At 61.2% G+C, this 25,900-nt stretch carries 21 protein-coding genes; 8 read left to right on the plus strand and 13 right to left on the minus strand.

Annotation, left to right across the window (positions count from 1 at the left end):
* Positions 1 to 43: 43 nt before the first annotated feature.
* The 9 genes from ASG47_RS18100 to ASG47_RS20895 all read right to left on the minus strand — a co-directional run bounded on the left by ASG47_RS18100 (position 44) and on the right by ASG47_RS20895 (position 8,721).
* Positions 44 to 856 carry an inositol monophosphatase family protein gene (locus ASG47_RS18100; protein ID WP_061911642.1) on the minus strand — a complete coding sequence of 271 codons (813 nt, stop codon included), beginning with the start codon at positions 854 to 856 and terminating at the stop codon, positions 44 to 46.
* Positions 853 to 1,689, minus strand: a complete 837-nt coding sequence (locus ASG47_RS18105; protein ID WP_061911643.1) for a glycerophosphodiester phosphodiesterase — start codon at positions 1,687 to 1,689, stop codon at positions 853 to 855. Before ASG47_RS18105 ends, ASG47_RS18100 begins: the two co-directional genes overlap by 4 nt.
* Positions 1,686 to 2,726, minus strand: coding sequence for an ABC transporter ATP-binding protein (locus ASG47_RS18110; protein WP_061911644.1), 1,041 nt, complete (start codon positions 2,724 to 2,726; stop codon positions 1,686 to 1,688). The genes ASG47_RS18105 and ASG47_RS18110 overlap by 4 nt, the downstream gene beginning before the upstream one ends.
* 199 nt (positions 2,727 to 2,925) lie before the next feature.
* On the minus strand, positions 2,926 to 3,753 hold the full coding sequence (locus tag ASG47_RS18115; protein ID WP_061911645.1) for an ABC transporter permease: 828 nt from the start codon (positions 3,751 to 3,753) through the stop codon (positions 2,926 to 2,928).
* Position 3,754: 1 nt separating this feature from the next.
* The gene (locus ASG47_RS18120; RefSeq protein WP_061911646.1) at positions 3,755 to 4,633 is read right to left on the minus strand and encodes an ABC transporter permease; all 879 of its coding nucleotides are present in this window, start codon (positions 4,631 to 4,633) and stop codon (positions 3,755 to 3,757) included.
* Positions 4,630 to 5,781, minus strand: a complete 1,152-nt coding sequence (locus tag ASG47_RS18125; RefSeq protein ID WP_061911647.1) for an extracellular solute-binding protein — start codon at positions 5,779 to 5,781, stop codon at positions 4,630 to 4,632. The genes ASG47_RS18120 and ASG47_RS18125 overlap by 4 nt, the downstream gene beginning before the upstream one ends.
* Before the next feature lie 344 nt (positions 5,782 to 6,125).
* On the minus strand, positions 6,126 to 7,136 hold the full coding sequence (locus tag ASG47_RS18130; protein WP_061911648.1) for a substrate-binding domain-containing protein: 1,011 nt from the start codon (positions 7,134 to 7,136) through the stop codon (positions 6,126 to 6,128).
* 70 nt (positions 7,137 to 7,206) lie between these two features.
* Positions 7,207 to 8,316 carry an S-(hydroxymethyl)glutathione dehydrogenase/class III alcohol dehydrogenase gene (locus ASG47_RS18135; protein ID WP_061911649.1) on the minus strand — a complete coding sequence of 370 codons (1,110 nt, stop codon included), beginning with the start codon at positions 8,314 to 8,316 and terminating at the stop codon, positions 7,207 to 7,209.
* A gap of 189 nt (positions 8,317 to 8,505) precedes the next feature.
* A complete protein-coding gene (locus ASG47_RS20895; RefSeq protein WP_162236016.1) occupies positions 8,506 to 8,721 on the minus strand; it encodes a hypothetical protein in 216 nt (71 codons plus the stop codon).
* 2 nt (positions 8,722 to 8,723) lie between these two features.
* Here ASG47_RS20895 and ASG47_RS18145 point away from each other — a divergent pair, with 2 nt between their 5' ends.
* The 3 genes from ASG47_RS18145 to ASG47_RS18155 all read left to right on the plus strand — a co-directional run bounded on the left by ASG47_RS18145 (position 8,724) and on the right by ASG47_RS18155 (position 13,448).
* Positions 8,724 to 10,328 carry a glucan biosynthesis protein gene (locus ASG47_RS18145; protein WP_061911651.1) on the plus strand — a complete coding sequence of 535 codons (1,605 nt, stop codon included), beginning with the start codon at positions 8,724 to 8,726 and terminating at the stop codon, positions 10,326 to 10,328.
* 143 nt (positions 10,329 to 10,471) lie between these two features.
* The gene (gene mdoH / locus ASG47_RS18150; RefSeq protein WP_200940971.1) at positions 10,472 to 12,229 is read left to right on the plus strand and encodes a glucans biosynthesis glucosyltransferase MdoH; all 1,758 of its coding nucleotides are present in this window, start codon (positions 10,472 to 10,474) and stop codon (positions 12,227 to 12,229) included.
* A 28-nt stretch (positions 12,230 to 12,257) separates the two neighbouring features.
* On the plus strand, positions 12,258 to 13,448 hold the full coding sequence (locus tag ASG47_RS18155; protein ID WP_200940973.1) for an OpgC family protein: 1,191 nt from the start codon (positions 12,258 to 12,260) through the stop codon (positions 13,446 to 13,448).
* Here ASG47_RS18155 and ASG47_RS18160 read toward each other — a convergent pair.
* Positions 13,445 to 14,461: a LacI family transcriptional regulator gene (locus ASG47_RS18160; protein ID WP_061911653.1), complete on the minus strand. Its 1,017-nt coding sequence runs from the start codon at positions 14,459 to 14,461 to the stop codon at positions 13,445 to 13,447. The two genes, ASG47_RS18155 and ASG47_RS18160, sit on opposite strands and share 4 nt — an antisense overlap.
* A gap of 297 nt (positions 14,462 to 14,758) precedes the next feature.
* On the opposite strand from ASG47_RS18160, the gene ASG47_RS18165 reads away from it, so the two are divergent.
* The 5 genes from ASG47_RS18165 to ASG47_RS18185 all read left to right on the plus strand — a co-directional run bounded on the left by ASG47_RS18165 (position 14,759) and on the right by ASG47_RS18185 (position 22,170).
* Positions 14,759 to 16,075 (plus strand): extracellular solute-binding protein, encoded by a 1,317-nt coding sequence (locus ASG47_RS18165; protein WP_061911654.1) that lies wholly within the window; start codon positions 14,759 to 14,761, stop codon positions 16,073 to 16,075.
* 132 nt (positions 16,076 to 16,207) lie between these two features.
* Positions 16,208 to 17,098: a carbohydrate ABC transporter permease gene (locus ASG47_RS18170; RefSeq protein WP_061911655.1), complete on the plus strand. Its 891-nt coding sequence runs from the start codon at positions 16,208 to 16,210 to the stop codon at positions 17,096 to 17,098.
* Positions 17,098 to 17,910, plus strand: a complete 813-nt coding sequence (locus tag ASG47_RS18175) for a carbohydrate ABC transporter permease (protein WP_061911656.1) — start codon at positions 17,098 to 17,100, stop codon at positions 17,908 to 17,910. Before ASG47_RS18170 ends, ASG47_RS18175 begins: the two co-directional genes overlap by 1 nt.
* Positions 17,907 to 21,101 (plus strand): alpha-mannosidase, encoded by a 3,195-nt coding sequence (locus ASG47_RS18180; RefSeq protein ID WP_061911657.1) that lies wholly within the window; start codon positions 17,907 to 17,909, stop codon positions 21,099 to 21,101. The genes ASG47_RS18175 and ASG47_RS18180 overlap by 4 nt, the downstream gene beginning before the upstream one ends.
* Positions 21,102 to 21,111: 10 nt before the next feature.
* Positions 21,112 to 22,170, plus strand: coding sequence for an ABC transporter ATP-binding protein (locus ASG47_RS18185; protein WP_061911658.1), 1,059 nt, complete (start codon positions 21,112 to 21,114; stop codon positions 22,168 to 22,170).
* Here ASG47_RS18185 and ASG47_RS18190 read toward each other — a convergent pair.
* From ASG47_RS18190 to ASG47_RS18200, 3 genes are all read right to left on the minus strand, one after another.
* The gene (locus tag ASG47_RS18190; protein WP_061911659.1) at positions 22,167 to 22,910 is read right to left on the minus strand and encodes an FAD-binding oxidoreductase; all 744 of its coding nucleotides are present in this window, start codon (positions 22,908 to 22,910) and stop codon (positions 22,167 to 22,169) included. The two genes, ASG47_RS18185 and ASG47_RS18190, sit on opposite strands and share 4 nt — an antisense overlap.
* Positions 22,903 to 23,508 (minus strand): sulfite oxidase-like oxidoreductase, encoded by a 606-nt coding sequence (locus ASG47_RS18195; RefSeq protein ID WP_061911789.1) that lies wholly within the window; start codon positions 23,506 to 23,508, stop codon positions 22,903 to 22,905. The genes ASG47_RS18190 and ASG47_RS18195 overlap by 8 nt, the downstream gene beginning before the upstream one ends.
* Positions 23,509 to 23,590: 82 nt before the next feature.
* The gene (locus ASG47_RS18200) at positions 23,591 to 25,900 is read right to left on the minus strand and encodes a Tex family protein (protein ID WP_061911660.1); all 2,310 of its coding nucleotides are present in this window, start codon (positions 25,898 to 25,900) and stop codon (positions 23,591 to 23,593) included.

The following is a 25,900-nucleotide window of genomic DNA, read 5'->3' on the forward strand; positions in this document are numbered from 1 at the left end:
ACGGAGCGCAGAAATCGTGATGCGCCGGGGCGAGGATATCTCGTTACGGTTTGGGATCTTTCCGCGGGACGTCCTTGAGCTGATCCATGAGGAAAGCGTGGGTCGCGGCATTGGCGACGATCAGGGTGCCGGTCTTTTCAAAGACTTCCGGGCCGCGGCCCCACCAGTCGGTGACGATGCCGCCGGCCTCTTCGACGAGCAGAATCCCGGCGGCGGTGTCGACGAAGCCGGTTTCCTCAAAATAGCCGGTGAGGCGGCCGCAGGCGACATAGGCGCAGGAATTGGCGGCGCTGCCGACGATGCGGACGGCGCCGGTCGGGGCGCGAATGGCGTCGAGCCGGGCATAGGCGCCGGGATAAAGTTGCAGGTTTGGCGTGGGCAAGCCAGTGCCGATGCACATCATGGCGACATCGGTCGAGCGGCTGACATGAAGCCGTTCGCCATTGAGAAAGGCGCCACCACCCTTGAGCGCGGTGAACATCTCGTCGGAGACGGGATTGTAGATGAGGCCACACATGGTTTCGTTGCCCCGGCGGAGAGCAATGGTGATCGTATAGTGCTGGCCGTTAAGGAAATTGGTCGTGCCGTCGATTGGATCGACGAGCCAGCGATGGGTTTCGTCATCACGTTCGGCCGGCGCGAATTCTTCGCCTGTCAGGCCCCAGGGATAGGCGGAAAGCAGGCGGTCGCGGATCAGGGTTTCGGAGTCGCGATCGGCGTCGGAGACGAAGTCGCCCGGGCCTTTGACGCCGATTTCGAGATCGCGAAAGCGCGCGAAATGCTCAAGGGTCAGCGCGCCGGCTTCGCGGGCGGTGGCGACCATGTCGGCGAGAATCTTTGAGTAGTCTTGGCTCATGAGGCAAAGGCTGCTGCGAGCCCCTCCGGATCGTCCGTCGTGATCTGATCGACTTTGAGCGCGAGAAGGCGCTCGATCAGCGGAATGGTTGAGGAATCGACCTGGCGTATGGTCCAGGCGTCGATGCGCTTGCCGGCCGCGTGGATGGGCGCGACGATATCGAAGCCGGACTTATCCGCGACGAGGACAATGTCATAGGCGAGGTAGATCATGTCCGCGTTTGGCGCGGTCGCGAGGGCCTCGGAAATGAAGGTTTGGTAGTCGCCGGTTGCTTGCAGCTTGGCGAGAGACTCCCCGTAGCAAGGGTCGTAACCGCTGCGCAGTTTCGGGGCCGAATTCGTTAGCATTCCGATAGCATCGAAGTCGCCGCCGGAGAGAATAAGGTAATCGGCGACAGGCGCGACACTCGCGCCGAAATTGGCGACGATCCTTGGCGTGAGGGCGGCGTAGCCTTCCTTGAAATCGAGCTGCAGCAGTGCGTCGGGGTGCGGCTTCTCTTTGGAAAGAAGCGCACAGAGGTCTTCGAGCAGCATGACCTTGTCGGCGATCGGCTGACCGTCATTACCGCGAAGGTTCAGCTCGCGGAGAACCGAGGCCGGCGTTTCGCGGACGAGGCCCGTGCCGGTGGTTTCGGCATCGAGCGCGAAGTTATGAAGGATAGCGCAGCCGTGGTCGGCGTGGATAACGAGATCGACCTCGACACTGGCCCCAAGGCGCATGGCTTCGAGGATGCGGCTGCCGGTGAAGACCGGATCGGTTGGCTTGCGGCGGCCGCGATGCCATTTGATAGAGGTGCGGTGACCATCCCGCTCGATATAGAGAGGATCGCTCATGGGGCGCTCCGGAACACCTGGACATCGTCGCGATAGGCGGCGACGGCGCGGGGCATGAGATTGACGCCTTGACCGTGCTGGAACTGACCGGGTTGATTGACCATGGCTTTGAGGCGCTTGCCATCGGGCAGGTCGAAATCGACGAGGCCATGAGTGCCGTAATCGGTGACGCGATGGACTTTGCCGGCGCCGGGTTCGGCCGGAACGATATCGAGGGCTTCGGGGCGGACGGCGAGGGTGGCCGGGCCGTCGCCGATGGCAAGCCGATGAGAGAAACCGGCGCGGGTGAACTGGCCGTTGCTGACCGTGCCTTCGATGAGATTCATCGTGCCGATGAAGCCGGCGACGAAAGGCGTCTGCGGGTTGCGATAGACGACGTCGGGGCGATCGATCTGCTCGGTGCGGCCATCGCGCATGACGACGATGCGATCGGCCATGGAAAGGGCCTCGTCCTGTCCGTGCGTGACGAAGAGCGTCGTGATCCCGACGCGCTGCTGAATGTCGCGGACTTCTTCGCGGAGGCGCTCGCGCAAGTGCTGGTCAAGGCTGGCGAAGGGTTCGTCGAGGAGGAGGATTTTTGGTTCGAGCACTAGCGAGCGGGCCAGGGCGACGCGCTGCTGTTGGCCGCCCGAAAGCTGGGTGACGCGGCGCGAGCCATAGCCGCCAAGACCGACCAGCTCGAGCACGGCTTCGACGCGGCGCTTGATCTCGTCTGCCGGGAGGCGACGGAGTTTGAGGCCGAAGGCGAGGTTTTTGGCGACATCCATATGCGTCCAGAGCGCGTGGCTTTGAAACACCATGCCCGTCGGACGCTTTTCCGGCGGGGTGCGGGTGATGTCTTCGCCGTCGATGGCGATAAGGCCCGAGGTCGGGGTTTCAAAACCCCCGACCATGCGGAGAAGCGTGGACTTGCCCGAGCCCGAGGGGCCGAGCAGGCAGACGAGTTCGCCGTCCGCGACTTCGAGCGAGAAAGAGTCGACAGCCTTGGTGCCGCCGGGGAAGAGTTTTGTGACGTCTTTGATGGTGAGGACGGACATTTTTATTCCTAGGTCACGCGGTCGCGGGGAAGGGTCGCTGCGCGACTGGAGAACGGTGAGTTTGGCCACACCCCCTCCCGGCCTCCCCCATCAAAGGGGGAGGTGAAGGGACGGTGGTTTAGGCGAGAAGCTGCCTCAAACTGGATCGGACACCTCCCCCTTGATGGGGGAGGTTGGGAGGGGGTGTGCTGGGCCATGCTCAAGCACCGAACCCCTTGGCAAACGAACCCGAATTGACCACCCGCCTTGCAAACAGCAGGGCGATGAAGCTTGGCACCCAGAGTAAGACTGAGAGCACGGCGCCGTATTGGATGACGGGCTGGTTGTTGATGAAGGAGATCATCAGGACCGGGAGGGTGCGGACTTGCGGGGCACCGATGAGCCAGGCGCCTTCGGTCTCGTAGAAGGTGCCGACAAAGCTGAGGAGAATGGCGGCGGCGATGGTCGGGCCGGCTTGTGGTAGGGTGATGGACCAGAAGACGCGGAAGGGTGAGGCGCCGACGTCGCGGGCGGCTTCTTCCATCTTGCGATCAACCGACTGGAAAGCGGCGACTGGGATCCAGATCATGAACAGCAGCGTGCCGACGAGCTGGATGAGGACGACGCCCCAGAATGTGCCGATGAGGTTCAGTTGCAAGAAAATGCCGGCGATGGCGACAAGAAGCCCGAACTTTGGGAAGGCGTGCCCGGCGAGAAACGAAAAGAACAGAATATCGCGGCCGGGAAAGTCGAGGCGGGCAAAGGCATAGGCAGCCGGCAGGCAGATGACGGCGGAGAGCACCGTCACTGTGGTCGCGAGCGTCAGACTCATGGTGATCGAGGACCAGACATCGGCACGGGCCAGAGTCTGGTACCAGAATTTGAGCCCGAATTCCTGCGGGATAACCGAAGGAAAGCGCCAGACATTGGTGAAGGCCCAGGTGCCGACGACGAGGAGTGGGGCGACGATGACGAGGGTGAGGACGACGGCGAAGACAATGCCGGTCCAGTCGATCGGCGCTCTGATTTTCACAGCTGTGGTGCTCATGTCACGGCGTCCTGTTCTTGGCGACGGAGCGCACATAGAAGAGCCCGAAGACGATGCAGAAGCCGAAGGTAATCACGGCCTGGGTGATGGCATTGGTCGGATCGAAAAGATCGCGGAAGGTGCGCTGCATGAAGGGCCCCATCATTTCCGGCGCGGCGGGACCGAGCACATAGGGCAGGGTGAAGGCCGAGAAGATGCCGAGGACGGCAAAAGAAATGGCGACAAGGATGGAATTGGAAATGCGCGGCAGGATGATGTGCCAGAGGAGCGCGAAGCGCCCGGCGCCGACATCGCGCGCGGCTTCGATCGCCTGATTGGACACATTGCCGAGGCCCGAAAGCAGGATCAGCACGGTCAGCGGGATATTGTCCCAGACGAGGCCGATTACCGGACCCCAGGGCGTCAGGTAGGGCGATTTGATCTTGGGGAGGCCCACCGAATTGAGAAGGAGGTCGACGGTGCCATTTGGTCCCAACACGCGGATAAACGCGAAGCTGAGAATGATGGAGGGCACGAACATCGGGAAGATGGCGAGGCCCTGCACATAGGCAGCGATCTTGGAATTGGAAAAGCGCAGGTAAAGCGCGATGGGCAGGCAGATCACGAGGAGCAGCACGGCGCAGACGCCGGTGGTCCAGAGCGTGATGGCGAGGTTCGCCCGGCTATAGGGATCGCTGACGAAGAACTCGTAGCTCTCCGCCGAAAAGGTGCGGCCGCCATCGGGCGTCGGCAACCAGAGCGTCTGAATCACCGCCGAAATGATCGGCCAGATGATGAGCCAGAGAACGAGGAGAACGGGCACGGCCACGAGCAAGAGGCCGATCGGCCTCTTGCGTTGGGTGGGTGCGGGCGCGAGGGCGCCCGCTTCTGTCGATGTCACGAGGCAGGGTCCACATTCGGTGCAACGGCGCGGTACCAGCCATCATTGATGGCAGTTTCCCACTTGCCGCCCGGGAAGGTCGGGATCGATTCCGGAATGATGTCGGCGAAGCGTTCACGCAGGTCAGCTGCGACATAGTCCCAGGAGACGCCGGGGAAGCCGCCGAGCTCGGTGAGAACGGCAGACTGGATTTCCTCGGTGAGGAGGAAGTCGGCGAGCTTGAGAGCGGCGTCCTTGTTGGCGCCGTTCGAAAGGACGGCGATATAAGTGAAGCCGCCGGGAAGGCCGAGGTCCTGAAGCTGGACGAGGCCGGTGGTTTCCGGCAGCACGCCCTGCTGGATGGCCGAGAGGGCCTGATCGGACCAGGCCGGGATCATGGTGACAGCCGACTGGCCGAGGAGCTGCAGCGACTGGGTATTGCCCGAGGTGTAGGCGCCGTTTTCAAAGAGCGACGGAGCGAGGTCGTTGAGCATGGCCCAAGCGGGGGTCAGGGCTTCTTCGGCAAATTCAGGGGTGAAATTGTCGACGGTGAACTTCTTGGGGTCGTTGCCGTTGGCTTCGAAAATGGCGCGACGGACGAAATTGCCACCCGAACCACCCTTGTTAGGGCGGTTGTAGATGAACTGACCCGGATTGGCCTTGATCCAAGTGACGAGATCAGCCCAGGTCTTGGGCACATTGGCCGGATCGAGCTTGGTTGTGTCATAGGCCAAAAGGACCTGCGAACCGCGATAGGGGAGGCGGGTCGGGATGTCGTTGGCAAGCGGATTGATCTTGGAATAGTTCGAAAGGCCAGCGGTCGAAAAATCGACGAAAAGGCCTTTGTCGATGGCGCCGGCATTGACGCGGGTGTCGTAGCCTTCGAAAAGATCGGCCTGCGGATCGGCGCCGCTCGCGAGGGCGGCAAGGGCACGGTCGCCGATGGCAGCAACGCCGGGGCCGTCGCCACCGTCTACGAGATTGAGCGTGATGCCGGAATTGGCGGCTTCGAATTTCGGTTTTACCACATTGGTCCAGAAGTCGATGACGTTCTGGTCCGAAGTGAAATAGACGTCGATCACGCCTTCGGCAGCGAAGGTCATGCGGGGCATCAGGGTCACGCCAGCCGAAATAGCGGCGGCGGAAATCAGGAAATGGCGGCGTTTCATCATACTCTCCCGTGTCGGCAGCTCAGGGCGAGCTAACCTTCGCTCTCGCTGGCGACGGAGTCCATGAACCGGCACGCTGGCCGATCAGCGGATGCGCGGCCAGCTCGCATCCACCCAACTCATGGGCTCCCCTCCTCATTGCGGCAGCGTGCGGAAGACAGCCCAATCTTTTGCCGGGTCAATCTTGTGCATCGTTGCAGCACCAGACAACACCGAAAGATGCTTGCACACAAGTGCAATTCCATCTCTTTCGGCTGTGCTCAATATTTTGCTTGGGTAACGCTTTGATGACAGTGAAAGGCTGCGCACGTGTGCAAGGTGTTTCCGTCTGTGCAGTGCCCTTTTTAGAGTGCTGAGGCTCTTATACTTTTTCGCCAGATCGGGACGGGCTGAAAAATGCGGCGGCCGGGGATAACCGGCACTGGTGCAGCCAGAAGGTCGACCACGTGATCGCCCATTTCTGCAAAGGGCTGAGCGAAGGTGGTGAGCTTATACGATTCCCAGGCGCCCTCTTCGATATCGTCGAACCCGACAAGGCAAAGCTGATCGGGGAGGGTGAGGCCGAACTCGTGGCGGGCGGCATCCATGAAACCGAGCGCGAGGAGATCGGTAACGCAGAAAACGCCATCGGGGCCATCCGAGCGCCCGAAGAGGCGGCGCGCGCTTTCATAGCCCGAGGCATAGGTGGTGGGGCCGGCGGCCATGACGGCGACGGGAAGGCCCGCCGCCTCGGCGACGGCGACGAAGACGCGTTCGCGCTCGATCAGGCTTGCGGTATGGGCGGTAGAAGTGACGAGGGCAAGGCGCGTGCAGCCGGCGCGGCGGAGGAGGAAGAAGGCCTCGCGGCCGGCCATTTCATTGTCGACACCGAGATTGTGGCAGCCAGTGAGCGGGTCGTCACGATTGATGAGGACGACCTGCTGGCCATTGGCGAGGCTCGTTTCGATGAGCTTTGCCGATGGCGTGCCGGAGAGAAAGACGGTCGCATCGGCGCGGTAATTGAGGGTCTGCCGCATGGCCGAGGCGACGCTTTGCTCGTCCGTGCCGGTATTGATGACCATGGTCACCTTGCCGGCGGCCTGCAATTTGCGGGTCAAGACGTCGATCAGCCGGGCACGGATGGGCGTCGTCATGTCGGCGACGACGAGGCAGACGATATTGCTGCGTTCGCGCAGTCCCCGGGCAAGGTGATTGACGTGGTAGCCAAGCTCACCGGCCGCTTCGAGGACCTTGCGGCGGGTTTCCTCGGAAACGCTGGCGCCATCGGTAAAGGTGCGGGAAACGGCGGAGCGGGAAACGCCGGCGCGCTCGGCGACGGTGCGCGCGCTGACGAAGGGGCGGCGTTCCTCAGTCATGATCGCGGGCCTCGAGTGTCGGGCCCGCGATGTTGCTTTCATTCCACGCCCCGTCAAGAGGCGTTGGTGATCAGTACTTGATCACCGAGCGGATCGACTTGCCTTCATGCATGAGATCGAAGGCGTGGTTGATTTCATCGAGCCCCATCGTGTGGGTGACGAAGGGTTTGAGGTCGATCTTGCCACTCATGGCGTCTTCGACCATGCCGGGAAGCTGGCTGCGGCCCTTGACGCCGCCGAAGGCGGTGCCCATCCACTTGCGGCCGGTGACAAGCTGGAAGGGGCGGGTGGAGATTTCCTGGCCGGCGCCGGCAACGCCGATGATGATCGACTGGCCCCAGCCGCGATGGGCGGATTCGAGGGCGGCGCGCATGACGTTGACATTGCCGATGCACTCGAAGGAGTGGTCGACACCCCAGCCGGTCATTTCGACGATCACCTGCTGGATCGGCTTGTCGTGATCCTTGGGGTTGATGCAGTCCGTGGCGCCAAACTCGCGGGCGAGATCGAATTTGCCCGGATTGGTGTCGATGGCAAAGATGCGGCTGGCCTTGGCCTGGCGTGCGCCCTGGATGACGGCAAGGCCGATGCCGCCGAGACCGAAAACGGCGACGGTGTCGCCTTCCTGCACCTTGGCCGTGTTGTGAACAGCGCCGATGCCGGTGGTGACACCGCAGCCGAGAAGGCAGACGTGCTCGTGGTTCGCCTCAGGATTGATCTTGGCGAGAGAGACTTCGGCGACGACGGTGTATTCGGAGAAAGTCGAGCAGCCCATATAGTGGTAGAGCGGCTCGCCATTATAGGAAAAGCGCGTGGTGCCATCGGGCATCACGCCCTTGCCCTGCGTGGCGCGGACCGACGTGCAGAGATTGGTCTTGCCCGACTTGCAGAAGAGGCATTCGCCGCATTCGGCAGTGTAAAGCGGAATCACGTGGTCGCCGGGCTTCACCGAGGTCACGCCCTCGCCGACTTCGACGACGACGCCCGCACCTTCATGGCCGAGAACAACTGGAAAGAGCCCCTCCGGATCGTCGCCCGAGAGCGTAAACGCGTCGGTGTGGCAGACGCCGGTATCGGTGATTTTGATCAGCACCTCGCCCTTCTCGGGCGGAGCGACGTCGATCTCGACGATTTCAAGCGGCTTTCCTGGCGCAAAGGCGACGGCGGCGCGGGATTTCATGGCTGGCTTCCTCAAGTCGGTCTTGATCGTGAGGTACAAGCCCATGCTCCGAGGTGCAAGTCACCGCGATAGTGGCTTCATCTGCGGCAAGTCGGCGCATCGAAAGCGGCGCAAAGCCAGCAAAACAGCTGATCAAAACACCGAGAGTCCTGAGATTTTGAGGAATTTCATCGGTTTAGTGGAACCAAATCAATTTTTGTTCATTTTTTGATCGCCTGCCTTTCGCCCCAATCGACCCTTAGCGAGGCGCTGTTCACGCATTTTTAACGCGTGAAACAAGGCCGCCAGAAGGCGGAAACGAGAGCCGTTTGGGTATGCGTGATTCGCATGCCCGCCATGCAACAACTTTCCCACCTTGGCGGCGTTGCCGGAAATTGATGGAAAGCAAAGAACAACAAGCGTCACAAATGCTCACCGCTCATTCCCATCGCTTTTCGCGCCGCGCTTTTCTGACCAGCGCCGCGGCGACACTTGCCCTGCTTTCCACGACGTCGCTCACCGGCGCGGCGATGGCGCTCGAACCGGTTTCGGGCCAGTTCGACTTCGACAGTTTTTCCGCGCGCATGCGCGATCTAGCCGGCCAGCCCTATCAGAGCCCTGAGCTGATCGATTCCGAGGCCTATACCGGCCTCAACTATGACGGCTACCGCCGGGTGCAGTTCAACACCAAGAAGGCGCGCTGGCTCGGCGATGATCATGGTTTCCAGATCCAGGCTTTCCCGCCCGGCTGGCTCTTCAAGGAAAAGGTCTCGGTCTACGAGATCACCGACGGGGATTCCCATCCCTTCGCCTTCAACTCGGACGATTTCATCTATCATTTCGATGACAAGGCCGAGCGCGAGAAGATGGAGACCGCCGAGTTTCCAGGGATCGCCGGCTTTCGCATCAACTATCCGCTCAACCGTCCGGATGTGGCCGACGAACTCGTCGCGTTTCTGGGCGCGAGCTATTTCCGCGCGCTTGGCCGCGGCAATATCTACGGCTCGAGCGCGCGTGGCCTCCTGATCAATTCCTGGCGCGATGGCCCGGAAGAATTCCCGCGCTTTAGCGAATTCTATATCGAGCGTCCAAGCGAGAAGGGCCCGCTGACGGTCTATGCCGCGCTTGAAAGCCAGAGCGTCACCGGCGCCTATCGTTTCGTCGTTCATCCCGCCGGCGAAAGCCAGCAGGAAACCATCATGGACGTGACGGCGCGGCTCTATTTCCGCACCGATATCGCCGAAATGGGCATTGCCCCGCTCACCTCGATGTTCCTCTTTGCCGAAACCAACCGGCATGAATTCGACGATTTCCGGCCGCAGGTGCATGATTGTTCCGGTCTCGTCATCGAGCCCGAAGCCGGCCTGCCGCAATGGCGCCAGCTCAACAACAACGAGCAGCTTGGCAATTCCTACTTCTGGGATGCCAATATTCGCGCCTTTGGGCTTTACCAGCGCAATCGCGAATTCGAATCCTACCAGGATGCCGGCGCCCATTATGAACGCCGCCCCTCGATGCGTGTCGAGCCGACAGGCAATTGGGGCCAGGGCCAGGTTCGCCTCATCGAAATTCCGGCCAAGTCGGAAACCGATGACAATATTGGCGCGTTCTGGATTCCCAACGAGCCCCCGAAGGCAGGCGAAGCCCGTGAATATGGCTATCGGCTGATCTGGGGCGATCTGATGCCGCGCGACGATGATGCTCTTGCCCATGTGGTCGAGACGCGCATCGGCAAGGGCGGTGTCTCCGGTGTCGAAAACGCCGCAAGCCTGAGAAAATTCGTCATCGATTTCGATGGCGGCAGGCTCGCCGAACTTTCGCCCGATACGGTCTTTGAAGTCGAGGCGACAGCATCGGCCGGCGAGATCGTGGGATCGACCTTTTCTCAGATCGAAGCCAATGGCCTCTGGCGGTTGGTGCTCGATGTCGAGACCGAGGGGCAGAGCCTAATTGAATTGCGAGCCAGCATCGGATCGGGCGGGGAGCCGCTGACCGAAGCCTGGCTTTACCAATGGCGTGGAGTACCCGCATGAAGCATCAGAATTTCCAGCCCCTAGACGGCTTGCCGAATGCACCCTTGTCCATGCCAAAGCAGGCGCTTGAGCGTCCTGCCGCATTTGGATCGTTTTGGCGTGCTTTCCTGTTCGTATGGCAGCGTGGCTAGGACAGTGAACGTATGAGCAATCGGCACACGATGGGGCAGGCTGAGTGGCTAAGGCTACTTACGCTGAGCTTTGCCGCGGCCGTGAGCTTGACCGCAGGCACGGTCTTTCTCGACCTGATCGGAGGCAACCGTCCGGTTTTCCTCGATTGGGTAAGAACCACCCTCCTGGTCCTCACCGGCTTTTGGCTGGTTTGGGGCGGTACGATCGGCCTACTCGGCGCGCTGTCGCCGGCGCCAAAACCGCGCCGCGATGTCGGCCGGCCCGAGGGCAAGACGGCGGTACTGATCCCGGTCTACAACGAAGACCCGGTCGAAACTTTTGCGCGCATCGCGGCGATGAACCGCCAGATCGTGGCGCGCGGCTTCGGACCGCAGTTTCACTTCGTCATTCTCTCCGATTCGACCTCGCTTGAAGTCGCAGCGGAAGAAGCGAGCGAATTCGAGCGCTTGATCGTCGAGCCCGAGGCCGCTGGCCGCATCTTTTATCGGCGCCGCGACCGCAATGTCGGGCGCAAGGCCGGCAATATCGAAGATTTCGTCGCCCGCTCGGGTGGCGCCTATGACTATGCCATCATCCTCGATGCCGACAGCCTGATGGAAGCCGACACTATGGTGGCCATGGTGCGTCGGATGGATACCGATCCGGAAATGGGCCTTCTACAGACCGTGCCGGTCGTGATCGCGGCGCGCACGGTCTTTGGCCGCATGATGGCTTATTCCTCGGCCTATTTCTCGCGCTATTTCGCGCGTGGCTCGGCCATGCTGCAGGGTGAACATGGTCCCTATTGGGGGCACAATGCCATCGTGCGCGTGCGGGCCTTTGCGTCCTGCTGCGGCCTGCCCGTGCTTTCTGGCAAGCCACCTTATGGCGGCCATATCCTTAGCCACGACTATGTCGAGGCAGCCCTGCTTGCCCGTGGTGGCTGGAAGGTCGAGGTCGACCCTGAACTCGGCGGCTCCTATGAGCAGGGTCCGGAAAACCTCATCGAATACGCCAAGCGCGATCGCCGCTGGTGCCAGGGCAACCTGCAGCATCGTCGCCTGATTGCGGCGCCCGGTCTTAAATTCTGGAGCCGGTTCACTTTCGTCCAGGGCATAATGGCCTATTTGGCCTCGCCGCTCTGGCTGCTGCTGCTGATCGCCAGCATTGCGGCCAGCATCTTGCCCGATAGTGGCGGTGACCGCTGGGGCGCGACGCCGTGGCTCATCGGTATCGGTGTTCTGACCACGCTGCTCCTGCCCAAATTCGCCATTGCCCTGCGCGGCGCCATTGACGGCACCAATGCGCGGTTTGGCGGCTGGGCCATCATTCCTTCGGTTTTAAGCGAGATTGTCATTTCGACCGTCATCGCTCCGGTGCTGCTCGCTTTCCAGAGCCGCGCCGTTTTCCAAATTCTGTTCGGGTTCGACGGTGGCTGGCCGGCGACCGAACGGGATGCCAAGGCTGTGTCGATGAAAACAGCCTTTGCTGCCAGTTGGTGGATCGTCGTGACGGCGTTGGCAACGCTCGTCTTCATGGCGCTCTTCGCTCTGGCCTATCTGCCCTGGCTTCTGCCCGTGGCAGCCCCGGCGCTCGCCGCGCCGCTCGTCATCTGGGCGAGCTCGCGCGGTGGCGATGCGCCGGTCAGTTCCTGGCTCTTCAGCGTGCCCAGCGAGCGGGCACCAAGCGCGATTATCCGCGAAGCGGACTTGATTCTTGCCGGCTGGCGTGCGACCGCCCCGGTAAAGACATCGGGTCTTGCCGAAGTGGGTATCCATGCTCCAGCCTAGGCCTTCCTTTTGGGGGGCAATTCCATTCATGCGATCGATCATGGCGGGGCCGGCTCCGTTGCCGCCCGGCGCGCGCGACGAACGGCTCGACATGTTCCGCGGTCTCGCGCTGGTGATGATCTTCATAAACCACGTGCCGGGCACGGTCTTCGAATATTTCACCAATCGCAATTTTGGCTTTTCCGACGCGGCTGAAGCCTTTGTCTTCATGTCGGGCGTCGCCGCGGGGCTGGCCTATTCCGGCTCAATTCTCAAGAAGGCGCCGCTTTGGCTCTCGGTCGCCCGGCCCTGGGCGCGGGCGCGCCAGCTCTATTTCGTGCACCTGACGCTGACCTTTATTTTCCTCGGCACCTTTGCCGCAGCGGCACACTATTTCGGGCTCTTTGAACTGCTCGAAACCAATAATTTGAAGGCACTGGCGCGCGATCCGCTGCCAACGCTGATCGGCATTCCGCTGCTGACCCATCAGTTCGGCTATCTCAACATCCTGCCTCTCTATCTGACGCTGCTGCTGTTCACGCCGTTCCTCATCATGGCGGCGTTGAAAAAGCCCTATTGGGTGCTCGCCGGCTCGGTCTTGGTCTGGGCCATCGCCGGTCAGTTCCGGCTCAATTTCCCGAACTATCCCAATTCCGGCGGCTGGTTCTTCAATCCGCTTTCCTGGCAATTGATCTTCGTCATCGGCCTTCTTGCCGGCATCGGCATGAAGACCTCGCGACGGTTCTTCCCGGTCAATCCTTTGGCGTTTTTGCTGGCGCTGGGTTTTCTGATCCTCACCATTTTCTGGATGAAGGTGAAGCCGGTTGGCGCCATGGGCAATGGCTTCCTGACCTTCCTCTGGAAGTCGGGCTTTCCGTTCTACATCCATTCCTTCGACAAGACCTTCCTGTCGCTGCCGCGGCTGCTGCATGCGCTGTGTCTGTTCTATGTGCTCGCCTCGATCCCGGCCATGCAGACCATTGCGGCCTCGCGCTGGGTCTCGCCGCTCCGGGTCATGGGGCGACAGGGGCTCGCGGTATTCTCGACCGGCACTGCGCTGAGCCTCTTTTTCCAGGCCGTGAAGGCCGGGACGCCGGCGAGCACGCTGACTGACGCGCTTATCCTGATTGTGGGCCTCGGCATTCAGGTGGGCCTGGCTTACGCCCTGACCGACACCGTCAAGATGCGGGCAGGCGAAGCACGGACCAAGGCCGTGCCAACGGGGCCGGTGGCGCCCTAGTCACTCCGCCAATGCGGCTGGGGTTCGGCAAGCGTCTGCAAGTCGGTGATAGGCGCGCCGTCGATGCGGCGGAGGAGGAGACGGGTCAATTCGCCGCCGGCGCCAAAAATGTCCTCGCGAATGCTGTCCATCTGCGGAAAGAGTGTCGGCAGAATGCCGGAGGTTTGCTTGTAAATCAGGCTCACTTCCCGCCCAAGCACGACCCCGCCCTCGGTGAGCCCGCCCACGAGCGCGATGGTGCGCATTTCGCTGTCTGAAATGATGCCATCCGGCCGGTCGGGCGCGGCGGCCAGTTTCAAGCCGACTTGGCGCATCTCCGCGGGAGGCAGTTTGGCCGTCCCTTCCAGTACGCGCGCCTCGACGCCGGCGCGGGCGGCGTTTTTCCGAAAACTCGTGACGATGTTTTGGTAGTTGGTCGTGCTGTCATCGCCAATGACCAGCATGATGTCCTTGCGTCCGAGGTCTACGAGGCGCCTGACGGCAAGCGCCGCAAATTCCTCGGACTTGAAATCGTGATAGGCGTGCGGCGTGTAAAACTCGGTGCGCCCATGGCTGACGAAGGGGAAGTCGGCATCGATCATCATCTGCACGCGCGGGTCGCGCGGGCCGGTATGGGTGATGATGACGCCATCAGCGGTGCGGTTGGAGAGGATGTAGCCGATCGTATCGGTGGTGGGGTGCTGCTCGAATTCGGGGATGACCGTCAGGTGATAGCGCGTGCCGCGAATGGCGTGGCCAATGCCCTGGATCATCGAGCGCGCAAAATCGATGGAGTCTTCGGCGCCATCGAGAACCAGCGCGATGACATTGGTCTTGCCGGTGCGTAGGCGCACGCCGGCACGGTCCGGCACATAGCCGAGCGAGCGCGCGGCTTCGTTGACCTTGTCGCGGGTCTCTTGCTTGAGCGTCGTGCCGCCGCGCAAGGAGAGCGAGACGGTCGAGAGGCTCAGCCCCGTCATTTCGGCAATGGTTTTCAGCGTCACGCGCTGATTGCCGTTACTGGCTTTGGTCACTGTCGTCTTGGCTGTTCATGAAATATCTGGACCGCGAGTCTACACATGGCCGCACGGCCAATCCAATGCGAATTTTTTGTAACGTTCTATTGGCCGAACGGTTCGATGAAAACGATACAGCTCGGATCGAGCCGCTGATATCATTAGATAAAAAATCGGATAGGTCAGCAGGGATGACAAATAGCACGAGGCCATTGCAACGTTGCAGAGGTTGTGATTACCTCGGGCCGTGCTGGATATGGAGGTCCGGTGCAAAGCCGCGGTGCAAAGCGCGGCCAAAGAGCAGAGGAGGAGTTAATGCTCAAAACCGGTTTCCTGTCGACCGTTGCCGCCTTAACGCTGATGGCCGCGTCGACGCTGCCTGCGCGGGCTGAAATATCATTCATGTATGCCGATTGGATCGCCGCCTTGGTCGAGCCCGGCATTGCCAATTTCGAAAAAGAGACCGGTGAAAAGGTCAACGCCATCAAGCTGCCGGGTCAGGGCTATGATCAGCGCATCGCGCTCGATCTCAGCGCCGGCACTGCCGCCGATGTCGCCTTGATGGATTCGTTCATGGTGTCCGAACTGGCTTCGGCCGGTTATCTCGAGCCGCTTGGCGAACACCTCAAGGGCTGGGACCAGTCGCAATATTATCTGCCGGGCCTCCTGGAAGTCGCTTCCTATCAGGGCGAAGTCTACGCGCTGCCGACCGATACCGACGTGCGCATGCTCTGGTACGATCTGTCCAACTTCGAAAAGGCCGGTATCCCGACCCCATGGGAGCCCAAGAACTGGCAGGACATTCTTGATGCTGCGCAAAAGCTCAAGGATGCGGGCGTCCAGTATCCGTTCCAGCTTCCGGCCGGCACTAAGCAGGGCGAAGCGTCGACCATGCAGGGCGTCTATATGGCCCTCCTCGGCGCCGACGTGCCCGAGGGCGATCGCAATCGCCTCCTCAACCGCGAAACCAATCAGTGGATTGGCGATAGCCCGGCCCTGCGCCGCACGTTCGAGCTCTATTCCAAGGTTTATTCCGAAGATCAGCTCAACCCGGCTGATCTGAACTACGCCACCGATATCGGCGCAGCCGTTCGCGCGGCTCTCGCTGCCGATCAGCTCGGTATCCTAGCCTCCGGCTCGTGGGAAGATGCATGCCTTTGGGACTGCAACAATCCGCCCACCCGCGAAGTCCGCGATGCGGAAGTGGCCTGGACGCCATGGCCGGGTTCGGGTGAGCCGGGCACCAAGGCGACGACCAATATTTCGGGCGGCTGGACCATTGGCGTCAATGCCAAGGCTTCTGACAAGGAACTGGCTTTCAAGCTGATCACCTCGATCTTCGACGAAGCCAATTTCAAGGCCTGGACCCTTGAAACGCACCGCATGGCTGTCCGTACCGACATCTCGGATTCGCCCGAATATATGGCTGATCCGTTCCTTGCCAAGGCAACGGCGCTTGCCGCCGATACGACCGGCCGCGACACGGTTCCGGGCTATCAGACGGTATCGGCCCTGATCCAGCAGGCGACTTCGGATCTGCTCGATGGTGTGTCGGTCGATGAGGTCATCGAGACCTATCACAACGCTCTCGTCGACGAGTTCGGCGAAGAGAACGTCATCACCTACGAATAAAGAGTCCTCCCGACGCGGCGGCGCCCACTCGTCCTCCGGGTGCCGCCGTGACGGGAGTTTTATTCTCGATTGTCGCCCTCTTGGGGCTGACGCGGGATGCGTGGCCGATCTTCTGCCAGTGAGAAAAAATCCATGAAAAATCAGGTCAATCCTTGGCTCACCGGCAATCTCTATGTGCTTGTTATCGGCATGTTGCCAGCCATCGTCCTGATTGGTGCGCTGCTCTATTTCACCGCCTGGGCCTTTGCCTTTTCGTTCACCGATCTCGCGCTGGTCGGGCGGAAGAGCGTCGAATGGAGCTGGGTTGGCCTCGAGAATTTCGAGCGGCTGTTTACGCGCCGCGGTTTTCTTGAATCGCTCTGGACCACGGTTATCTTCGTGTTCTTCTCGGCCATTGTCGGCCAGTCGGTACTAGGTTTCCTGCTCGCGGCGACGCTGCGCGGCACGCAATCGACGCTGCGCACGGTGGTCGAAGTCTGCATCATGCTCGGCTGGCTCTTGCCCGATATCGTCGCGGCATTCCTTTGGTCGGCAACGACGAGCCAGACCGGCCTCATCAACCAATTGATCGTCGTGCCGCTTGGCTTTCCGCCAATCAACTTCATCAACAATTATGCCCTACCGGTCGTGACGATCGCCAATATCTGGAAGGGTACGGCCTGGTCCTATCTGCTGTTTTCCGCAGCCCTCGACTCAGTCAGCCGTGAGGTGGTCGAGGCGGCCAAGGTCGATGGCGCGACGCCGCTCCAACGCATCTGGCTCGTGCAATTGCCGATCATTCGGCCGCATATCGCGACCAATATGCTCTTCATCACCATCTGGACCTTCACCTATTTCCCGCTGATCTTCGCAATGACCGGCGGCGGGCCGGGTCGGCAGACGGAAACGCTCGCCGTGTTCCTCTATAATCAGAGCTTTTCGCGCGGCAATCTGGGCTTTGGCTCGGCGATCTCGGTCGCCATGCTGCTGATCGTTGGTTTCCTGTCGCTCTTCTATCTCCGTCTTCTGCGGGAGCCCAAATAATGGACAATACCGGCCCCTCGCGCCTGACCGCCATTGCGCTGACCTTCATGGCGGTGATCTGGGTCAGCCCCTTTTCCTGGCTGATCCTCAACGCCTTCAATCCGCTCTCGACCGGCCAGCTTGAAATCCCGCGGGCATTTGGTTTTGACAATTTTGGGCTCGCTGTCAGCGGTAATGCCGGGCGGCAGTTCCTCAATTCCTTCATCATCGCGGCGGGCACGGCGACGCTATCGGTCGTGGTGGGGATTTCGGCGGCCTATCCGCTGTCGCGCCTGCGCATTCCGGGGCGCAATGCTTTCCTCTGGACGCTCGTACTCTTGCGCATGCTGCCGTCGGCCGGCGTGCTGGTGCCGCTCTATTTTGCCGCGCAGCGCTCGGGCCTCCTCAATCAGCTCGGCGTCATCATCGCGCTGACTATTCTCAATCTACCTTTCACGCTGCTGCTGTTGAAAAACTTCTTCGACACGGTGCCGATCGAGCTTGAGGAAGCCGCCTATGTGGAAGGCGCGACGCTTCTTCAGATTGTCACGAAAATCGTGTTGCCCATGTCGCGCGCAGGCATTGCGGTGGTCTGGTTCTTCAGCTTCACGGGAGCCTGGAACGAGTTCCTGCTGCCGCTGATCTTCGCGCGCGTGCAGGATGCCTTTCCGATGTCGGTGGGGCTTTACGCAGCGTTCGGCCAGCAGGGCGCCATCAACTACGGCTTCCTCACGGCCTTTTCCATTCTCTATGCGGCGCCTGCCATCGCCGTCTATTTCTTGTTGCGGCGGAACATGAACACAGGGTTCGCCGGTGTCGGAGTCAAAGGATGACCTATTCCAATCCCCAATCCACCAAGCTCGGTCTTCTCGATGACGACCTCAAGATGGAAGGAAAGCTCCTCCGCCTCTGCAAGGACCTTGAAACAAAGATCCGCACGCCGCTCGCCAATGTGCCATTCCAGTGGCACGTGCAGCGCGCCGACGGGTTTACGGCAGCCGAGGCACTGAAGGCGGATTGGCGGACTTGGGAAAAGTTCGGCAGCCACTCTGTCTGGGCCAAGCATCAGGAACACACTTGGTTCGCCGCTGAAATTACCGTGCCGGCAGAAGCGAAGGGCAAGGTGTTTGTCGCCCATTTCACCAGCCAATGGCAGGACCGGCCTGGTTCGACCGACCCGCAATGTCTCGCCTATCTCGACGGCAAGATCGCGCAGGCGCTGGACGGCAATCACACTGAACTCGTCATTGAGCGCAATGCCAAGCCAGGCAACAAGCACGTCATTCTGGTCAATGCCTTTACGTTCTTTGACCGGCCGCTTGTTGGGTTCGAAGTGGATTTCTTGGTGCGCAATGAGCGCGCGGAAAAACTCTATTATGACCTGCAGACCCCGCTCGATGTGGCGGTGCGCCTCTATCAGAACGATCCGCGGCGGCAGGCGATTCTGAACATCGTCGATCGCGCCCTGCGCGCACTTGATCGACGCGATGGGCATACGCCGGAATTCGAAGCGACCCTGCCGGCGGCCGAAAAGATCGCCAAGGAGATCTACGATCTGGTCGATACCGAGGTGCAGCCGCAGATCACTGCGGTGGGCTCGACCCATCTCGACGTCGGTTGGCTCTGGCGCGTGATGCATACGCGCGACAAGACTGGTCGCAGCTTTGCCACGGTGCTCAACCTGATGGAGGAGTATCCGCAGTTCGTCTTCATGTATAACCAGTCGGTGCTCTTCGATTTCCTGAAAAAGGACTATCCGGAAATCTGGGAGCGCATGCTCAAGAAGGTTAAATCCGGGCAGTTCGAGATCGAAGGCGCCATGTGGGTGGAGCCGGACGTTAATATCGCCTCGGGGGAGTCGCTGGTCCGCCAGATCATGCGCGGGCGTCGCTTCCATATTGAAAACTTCAAGGTGACGCCCAAGACCGTCTGGCTGCCGGACACGTTCGGCTATTCGGCTAACCTGCCGCAGATCATGGAGAAATCCGGGCTCGAATATTTCGTGACGTCGAAGCTCTCTTGGAACGACACGGATCGGCATCCCTATGACACGTTCTTCTGGCGCGGCATCGACGGGACCGTCACGAAAGCGCAGCTGATCACCGCGCAAAGGTATGACAGCGAACAGATTTTTACGACGTACAATGGCGATCTCTCTGTTTCCGAGACCATGGGCGCATGGAAGCGCTATGAGCCCAAGGCGGCTTATGATCAGGTCGTCATGTCTTATGGTTATGGCGATGGCGGCGGGGGACCGACGCGCGCCATGATCGAGCGTGGCACGCGGCTCGAGCGTGGCATTCCCGGCGCACCCAAGGTCAAGCTTGAGGGCATCGTGCCATTCCTTGATCGCCTTGGCGCGGCGATGAATGCGAACCCCGGCAAATTCCCGACCTGGAATGGCGAGCTTTATCTGCAGTATCACCGCGGCACGCTGACCTCGGTCGCCAAGAACAAGGCCAATAACCGCAATGCCGAGCGCCGTTTGCGCGAGCTCGAATTTGTCGGCATCATGGCGCTGACCCAGGCGGGCCATGCCTATCCCACTGAAACGCTTGCCGAATTCTGGGAGCTGGTACTGATCAACCAGTTCCACGACATCCTGCCGGGCACATCTATTCCGGAAGTTTATGTGGATAGCGATGGCGAATATCACCAGATTTTCTCGACGCTCTCCTCGCAAAACGGGCCATGGCATGCGGCGGCCCAGGCCTTTACCAAGCCCGGCAAGGATCAGCTTCGCGTGCTCAATTTCACCAGCCAGAACCGCGCCGAACTGGTGAGCCTCGGCCAGGTTGCCGATGGCAATACGCTGGTGACGGCGAATGGCTCGGCACCGATCCAGACCATTACCCGCGCCGATGGCAGCACGGAATCGGTGGCGCCGGTGCGCAATATCGCGGCGCTCGGCTGGACCGGGGCGCAGGTGGTGGCTGGGCCGTTGGTGATGACCTCAAGCGTTTCGGTCTCCGAAAAGCATCTCGAAAACGAGCTGATCCGCGTCGATTTCGATAAGGCCGGCGAGATCACCGGGATCTTCGACAAGAAGCGGCAGCGCGATGTGCTGGCGCCGGGCAAGACGGCCAATCGTCTGATTGCCTATGAAGACAAGCCCATGGAATGGGACGCCTGGGATATCGACCGCTATTTCGAAGAGCAGTTCTGGCCGCTGGCCGATAGCCCGACCAAGATTTCCGTCGTCGAAACCGGTCCGCACCGCGCGGCGATCCGGGTTGAACGAAAATACCAAAAGTCATTGATCGTGCAGGTGATTTCGCTTTCCGCCGGTGCGCGTCAGGTGGAGTTCGACACCTTCATCGATTGGCAGGAGCGGCAGCAGGTCATCAAGGCGCAGTTCCCGTTCGATCTCAACATTTCCGAAATCCGCTCGGAAATTCAATTCGGCCATGTGAAGCGCCCGACCCATCGCAATACCACCTGGGACCGCGCGCGGTTTGAGGCCTCGATGCATCGTTGGGTCGATATTTCCGAATCCGACTTTGGCGCCGCGCTGATCAATGACAGCAAATATGCCTATGATTGCCACGAGCAATCGGTGCGCCTGACACTGGTGCGGGGTTCGACCTTCCCGGCACCCGACGCTGACCTCGGCGAACATCGCATCCGATATGCGCTCTTTATCCATGAAGGCGTGGCGGATCTGGCCCAGGTGCATCGCGCGGCCGAACGCTTCAACAACCCCCTCGCCGTGATCGGCAATCTGACGCCTTCGGCGGCGAAGGCTGGTGAACTCGCCCAGTTTAGCTTCGCTCAGGTGGACGTGGATAACGTTACCATCGAGACGGTGAAAAAGGCCGAGAAATCCGACGCCGTGGTGCTGCGCGTCTTCGAGCACGCCAATATCCGGGCCGAGGCGACCATCTCCTTCGGGGTCAAGGTCAAGAGCGTGCGCACCGTCAACCTGATGGAAGAGGGGCCGAGCAAGCCTTTGGCAATCAAGGACAATAGCGTCACCTTGAAGCTGCGCCCCTTCGAAATCACAACGCTTCTCCTGGAAGTCTGAGGAGGTTTTCATGGCCGATGTCACGCTTCGCCAAGTCCGGAAATCCTATGGGAACCTCGAGGTCGTCCATGGGGTCGATCTCGAGATCAAAAGCGGGGAATTCGTTGTCTTCGTCGGGCCCTCGGGCTGCGGAAAATCAACACTTCTGCGCATGATCGCCGGGCTCGAACCGATTACGGGCGGCGAGATTTCAATCGAGGGCCGGGTGGTCAACGACGTGCCCTCGCCCCAGCGCGGCATCGCCATGGTGTTCCAGTCTTATGCGCTTTATCCGCATATGACGGTCTATGAGAACATGGCCTTTGGCCTCAAGCTCAAGAAGACGCCGAAAGAAGAGGTGGATCAACGGGTTAGGGAAGCTGCGCGGATTTTGCAGATCGAAGCCTATCTCGATCGCATGCCCAAGGCGCTCTCTGGTGGGCAGCGGCAGCGTGTCGCCATCGGGCGGGCGATCGTGCGCAATCCGAAGGTGTTTTTGTTCGATGAGCCGCTGTCCAATCTCGACGCATCGCTGCGGGCGCAGACGCGTGTCGAGATTGCAAAACTGCACGATACGCTTGATGCGACAATGATTTACGTGACCCATGACCAAGTCGAGGCGATGACCCTCGCGGACCGGATCGTGGTGCTCAATGCAGGTAATATCGAGCAGGTCGGTTCGCCGCTCGATCTCTATCGCAACCCGGTCAACACCTTCGTGGCGGGGTTCATCGCCAGCCAGCGCATGAACTTTATCTCCGTGACGCCAGAGGGCAATCAACTGCGCCTGCCGGGTAACATTCCGTTAACATTGAGCGGCGTCGATCTCGCAAAGGTTAAAACCATCGGGGCACGGCCCGAGCATCTGACTTTGGCGAGCCCGGAAAGCGCGCATCTGAGCGGGACGCTCGCCGTGATCGAACAGTTCGGCGAATATGCGCTGGCCTATGTCGAACTGCCGGACGGGGAAATGGTGACGGTGAAACTCGACGGCGCGCCAGACCTCGAATTGCACCAGGCGATGCATATCGCACTGCCACCCGACGAGGTGCATCTGTTCGATGAACAGGGACGGGCGATTCGCGCTTAGCCGTAGCGCTCGGTGCGGATGATCTCGGCGGGCATGCCGGCTTCGACGGCGCGGTCGGCGGCGACGTTGACGAAGGCGTTGCTGCCGCAGATGAAGACATGCTTTGGCGCGGCGCCGAGCGTTTTGATCGTGTCTGTGATGATCGGGCCGTCGATGCGGCGAGCGTAGTCGCTTGGGCGACTGGGCGTTTCGCGGGTGAGGGCGAGGCGCAGGGTGAAGTTTTCCCACTCAGCTTCGATGGCGAGGAGGTCGTCGAGGAAGGGTGCTTCGGCGGCGGTGCGAGCCGAGAAGAGAAGCACCACGCGGGCGTCGGATTTTTCGGCAAAGCCGTGGCGGATCATGGCCAGCAGGGGCACGACGCCGGAGCCGCCGCCGATGAGAAGGAGCGGGCCGCCATTGGTGGGGCTCCAGACGAAGTGGCCGCCGAGTGGGCCGCGCAGTTCGATCTCGTCGCCCACCTCGGCGACATCGTGGAAGAATGGCGAGACTTCGCCATCATCGAGCCGGTCGATGGCGAGTTCGATTTCGGGAACGGTATTGGGCGCCGAGGCGATGGAATAGCTGCGCAGGGCGACATAGCCATCGGGCGCCGTGAGGCGAACATCAACATGCTGGCCGGCGCGATGGGCGAAAGGCTCGGGCGGCAGAAAGAAGAAGCTCGAGAGCGTCTTTGTCCGTGCAACGATGCGCGTGATCCTCGCCTCTTGCCAGCGGATCTCGCGATTGATCGTATCAATCATCGGTATAGCGCTGCTCTTTCCAGGGGTCGCCATAAATGTGGTAGCCGCGCAATTCCCAGAAGCCGGCTTCGTCGCGCTCGGTGAATTGGAGACCATTGACCCACTTGGCCGACTTCCAGAAATAAAGATGCGGCACGAGAAGGCGGGCGGGGCCGCCATGGTCGCGCTCTAGCGGCTTGCCACCATATTTCAGGGCCACCATCGCCTTGCCGGTGAGGAGATCGGCGGCGGGGACATTGGTCGAATAGCCATCATAGGAATGGGCGAGCAAAAACTTGGTCGGCGGCTCGATAAAGGCGTCGGCAAGAAGATCGTCGATGAGGACGCCTTCCCAGGTGGTATCGAGCATCGACCATGTAGTGACGCAGTGGATATCCCGCACCATTTTGGTCATGGGGAGCGCGTTGAATTCGGCCCAGGTCCAGGTTTTGACCGGGCGCGGGCCGACCTTGAGGGTGAATTTCCAGCTTTCGGTCGCGATATGGGGCGTCGGGCCGGCGGTGAGTACGGGGAAATAATCGACGAGGTGCTGGCCGGGCGGGACGCGATCCTTTTGCTCGGGTTCGCGGGGGCGTCCGGTAAAGCCGCGTGTCGCCATGGTCGTTTCCTCCGGCGTGAAGCTGGACGGCAGTAGAAACCAGCGCGGCGTTTCAGGCAATCCGCGCTGGCGGGGAGGCGGGTTACTTCTTTTTCATGGCGGCGCTGAGGAGCGCGCCAAACGCGCCCTGGTCGTTGGCCTTGGGCGCGGGGGCGGGGCGCTGCTGGGATGGCCGGCTGTTGGCGGGCCGCTGTTGCTGCGGACGATCCTCGCGGGCCGAGGCGCCGCCGTCGCGGCGCATGGTGAGGCCGATGCGTTTGCGGGGGACGTCGACTTCGACGACGGTGACTTTCACGACATCGCCGGCTTTGACGACCTCATGCGGGTCTTTGACGAATTTATCGGCGAGCTGGGAGACGTGGACCAACCCGTCCTGGTGGACGCCGATATCGACGAAGGCGCCAAAGGCGGCGACATTGGTGACGGTGCCTTCAAGCTGCATGCCGGGTTTCAGGTGTTTGATGTCATCGACACCTTCGGCAAAAGTTGCGGTCTTGAAGGCGGGGCGGGGATCGCGGCCGGGCTTTTCGAGTTCGCCGATGATGTCGCAAACGGTCGGCAGACCAAAGCGCTCGTCGACGAAGACGCGCGGGTCCAAGGCCTTGAGCGCTGAGGGATCGCTCATTAGGGCGCGGACATCGCGGCCGCAGGCAGCGACGATTTTGCGGGCAACGCCATAGGCTTCGGGGTGGACTGAGGAAGCATCGAGCGGCTCGGTGCCATCGGTGATGCGCAGGAACCCGGCGGCTTGCTCGAAGGTGCGCTGGCCGAGGCGGGCGACGGACAACAGTTCTTTTCGCGTCTTGAAGGGGCCGTTTGCGTCGCGATGATTGACAATGGCTTCGGCGATCGAGCCGCTGAGACCGGAGACGCGGGAGAGGAGCAGGGCCGAGGCGGTGTTGAGATCGACGCCGACGGCATTCACCGCATCTTCGACGACGCCATCGAGCGATTTGGCGAGGCGGTATTGATCGACATCGTGCTGATATTGACCGACGCCGATGCTCTTGGGTTCGATCTTGACCAGTTCGGCGAGCGGGTCCTGGAGGCGGCGGGCGATGGAGACGGCGCCGCGGAGCGAGACGTCGAGACCGGGGAATTCGGCGGCGGCAAGGGCAGAGGCGGAATAGACCGAGGCGCCGGCTTCGGAGACGATGACCTTCATCGGCTTTGGCGCGGGCATGCTTGCGAGCATGTCAGCAACGAGCTTTTCGGTTTCGCGCGAGCCGGTGCCATTGCCGATGGCGATGAGTTCGACATTGTGGGCGCGGATGAGTTTGGCGAGTTCGACCTGGGTGCCCGAAACGTCATTGCGCGGCGGGAAGGGATAGACCGTCGAAGTGGCGAGGACCTTGCCGGTGCCGTCGACGACGGCGACTTTGACGCCGGTGCGGATGCCGGGATCGAGGCCCATGGTGGCGCGGGAGCCGGCAGGGGCGGCGAGCAGCAGGTCTTTGAGATTCCGGGCGAAGACGTGAATGGCTTCTTCGTCGGCGCGTTCGCGGAGATCGCGCATCAGATCGAGCGAGAGGTGCACATAGAGTTTGGTGCGCCAAGCCCAGCCTGCCACTTCAAGGAGCCATTTGTCGCCGGGGAGGGCGCCGCCGACCTGGTAGGCGGAGGCGACCATGCGGACGGCGGGTTTGACGGCAGAGGTGTCGTCGGCATCGACTTCGATATCGACGGAGAGCACTTCCTCATTGCGGCCGCGCAGCATCGCCAGCGCCCGGTGGCTGGGGGCGGTGGCCCAGCGTTCTGTGTGGTCGAAATAATCGGAGAACTTTGCGCCGGCCTCTTCCTTGCCCTTGATCACCTTGGCCCGGATGGTGGCGCGGTCTTTCATATAGGTGCGAAGGCGGCCGACAAGATCGGCGTTTTCGGCCATCTGTTCGACCACGATGTCGCGGGCGCCGTCGAGCGCGGCTTTTACGTCGGGAACATCGTCGGTGAGATATTTGGCGGCGAGATCGGCAGGGACAAGGCGGCGGTCGCCGAGGATGGCTTCGGCCAGGGGGCCGAGTCCCCGCTCGCGGGCAATTTCCGCCTTGGTGCGGCGCTTGGGTTTGAAGGGGAGATAGATGTCCTCCAATTCGGCTTTTGTGGGCGCGGCGGCGAGGGCTTGGGCGATCTCTGGCGTGAGCTTGCCCTGCTCGGTGATGGATTTGAGGATCGCGTCGCGGCGCGTGTCGAGTTCGCGAAGGTAGCCGAGGCGTTCTTCAAGCGTGCGGAGCTGGGTGTCGTCGAGCCCGCCGGTCACTTCCTTGCGGTAGCGCGCGATGAAGGGAACGGTGGCGCCGCCATCGAGCAATTCGATCGCGGCCTTGGCCTGATCGGGCTTGGCGCCGATTTCCTGGGCGATGCGGGTGGCAAGGTTTTGGGAGGGGAGCGCCAT

This window comes from Devosia sp. Leaf420, from assembly GCF_001425445.1.
Classification (GTDB): Bacteria; Pseudomonadota; Alphaproteobacteria; order Rhizobiales; family Devosiaceae; genus Devosia.

Bases quoted from the DNA above. Each gene is read 5' to 3' on its own strand.
- ASG47_RS18170 (WP_061911655.1), top strand. From the start codon at position 16,208: ATGAAAAATCAGGTCAATCCTTGGCTCACCGGCAATCTCTATGTGCTT.
- ASG47_RS18155 (WP_200940973.1), top strand. From the start codon at position 12,258: ATGCGATCGATCATGGCGGGGCCGGCTCCGTTGCCGCCCGGCGCGCGC.
- ASG47_RS18100 (WP_061911642.1), bottom strand. From the start codon at position 856: ATGAGCCAAGACTACTCAAAGATTCTCGCCGACATGGTCGCCACCGCC.
- ASG47_RS18125 (WP_061911647.1), bottom strand. From the start codon at position 5,781: ATGAAACGCCGCCATTTCCTGATTTCCGCCGCCGCTATTTCGGCTGGC.
- ASG47_RS18145 (WP_061911651.1), top strand. From the start codon at position 8,724: ATGCTCACCGCTCATTCCCATCGCTTTTCGCGCCGCGCTTTTCTGACC.
- ASG47_RS18185 (WP_061911658.1), top strand. From the start codon at position 21,112: ATGGCCGATGTCACGCTTCGCCAAGTCCGGAAATCCTATGGGAACCTC.
- mdoH (WP_200940971.1), top strand. From the start codon at position 10,472: ATGAGCAATCGGCACACGATGGGGCAGGCTGAGTGGCTAAGGCTACTT.
- ASG47_RS18165 (WP_061911654.1), top strand. From the start codon at position 14,759: ATGCTCAAAACCGGTTTCCTGTCGACCGTTGCCGCCTTAACGCTGATG.
- ASG47_RS18195 (WP_061911789.1), bottom strand. From the start codon at position 23,508: ATGGCGACACGCGGCTTTACCGGACGCCCCCGCGAACCCGAGCAAAAG.
- ASG47_RS18110 (WP_061911644.1), bottom strand. From the start codon at position 2,726: ATGTCCGTCCTCACCATCAAAGACGTCACAAAACTCTTCCCCGGCGGC.
- ASG47_RS18105 (WP_061911643.1), bottom strand. From the start codon at position 1,689: ATGAGCGATCCTCTCTATATCGAGCGGGATGGTCACCGCACCTCTATC.
- ASG47_RS18190 (WP_061911659.1), bottom strand. From the start codon at position 22,910: ATGATTGATACGATCAATCGCGAGATCCGCTGGCAAGAGGCGAGGATC.
- ASG47_RS18135 (WP_061911649.1), bottom strand. From the start codon at position 8,316: ATGAAATCCCGCGCCGCCGTCGCCTTTGCGCCAGGAAAGCCGCTTGAA.
- ASG47_RS18130 (WP_061911648.1), bottom strand. From the start codon at position 7,136: ATGACTGAGGAACGCCGCCCCTTCGTCAGCGCGCGCACCGTCGCCGAG.
- ASG47_RS18175 (WP_061911656.1), top strand. From the start codon at position 17,098: ATGGACAATACCGGCCCCTCGCGCCTGACCGCCATTGCGCTGACCTTC.
- ASG47_RS18200 (WP_061911660.1), bottom strand. From the start codon at position 25,900: ATGGCGCTCCCCTCCCAAAACCTTGCCACCCGCATCGCCCAGGAAATC.
- ASG47_RS18115 (WP_061911645.1), bottom strand. From the start codon at position 3,753: ATGAGCACCACAGCTGTGAAAATCAGAGCGCCGATCGACTGGACCGGC.
- ASG47_RS18180 (WP_061911657.1), top strand. From the start codon at position 17,907: ATGACCTATTCCAATCCCCAATCCACCAAGCTCGGTCTTCTCGATGAC.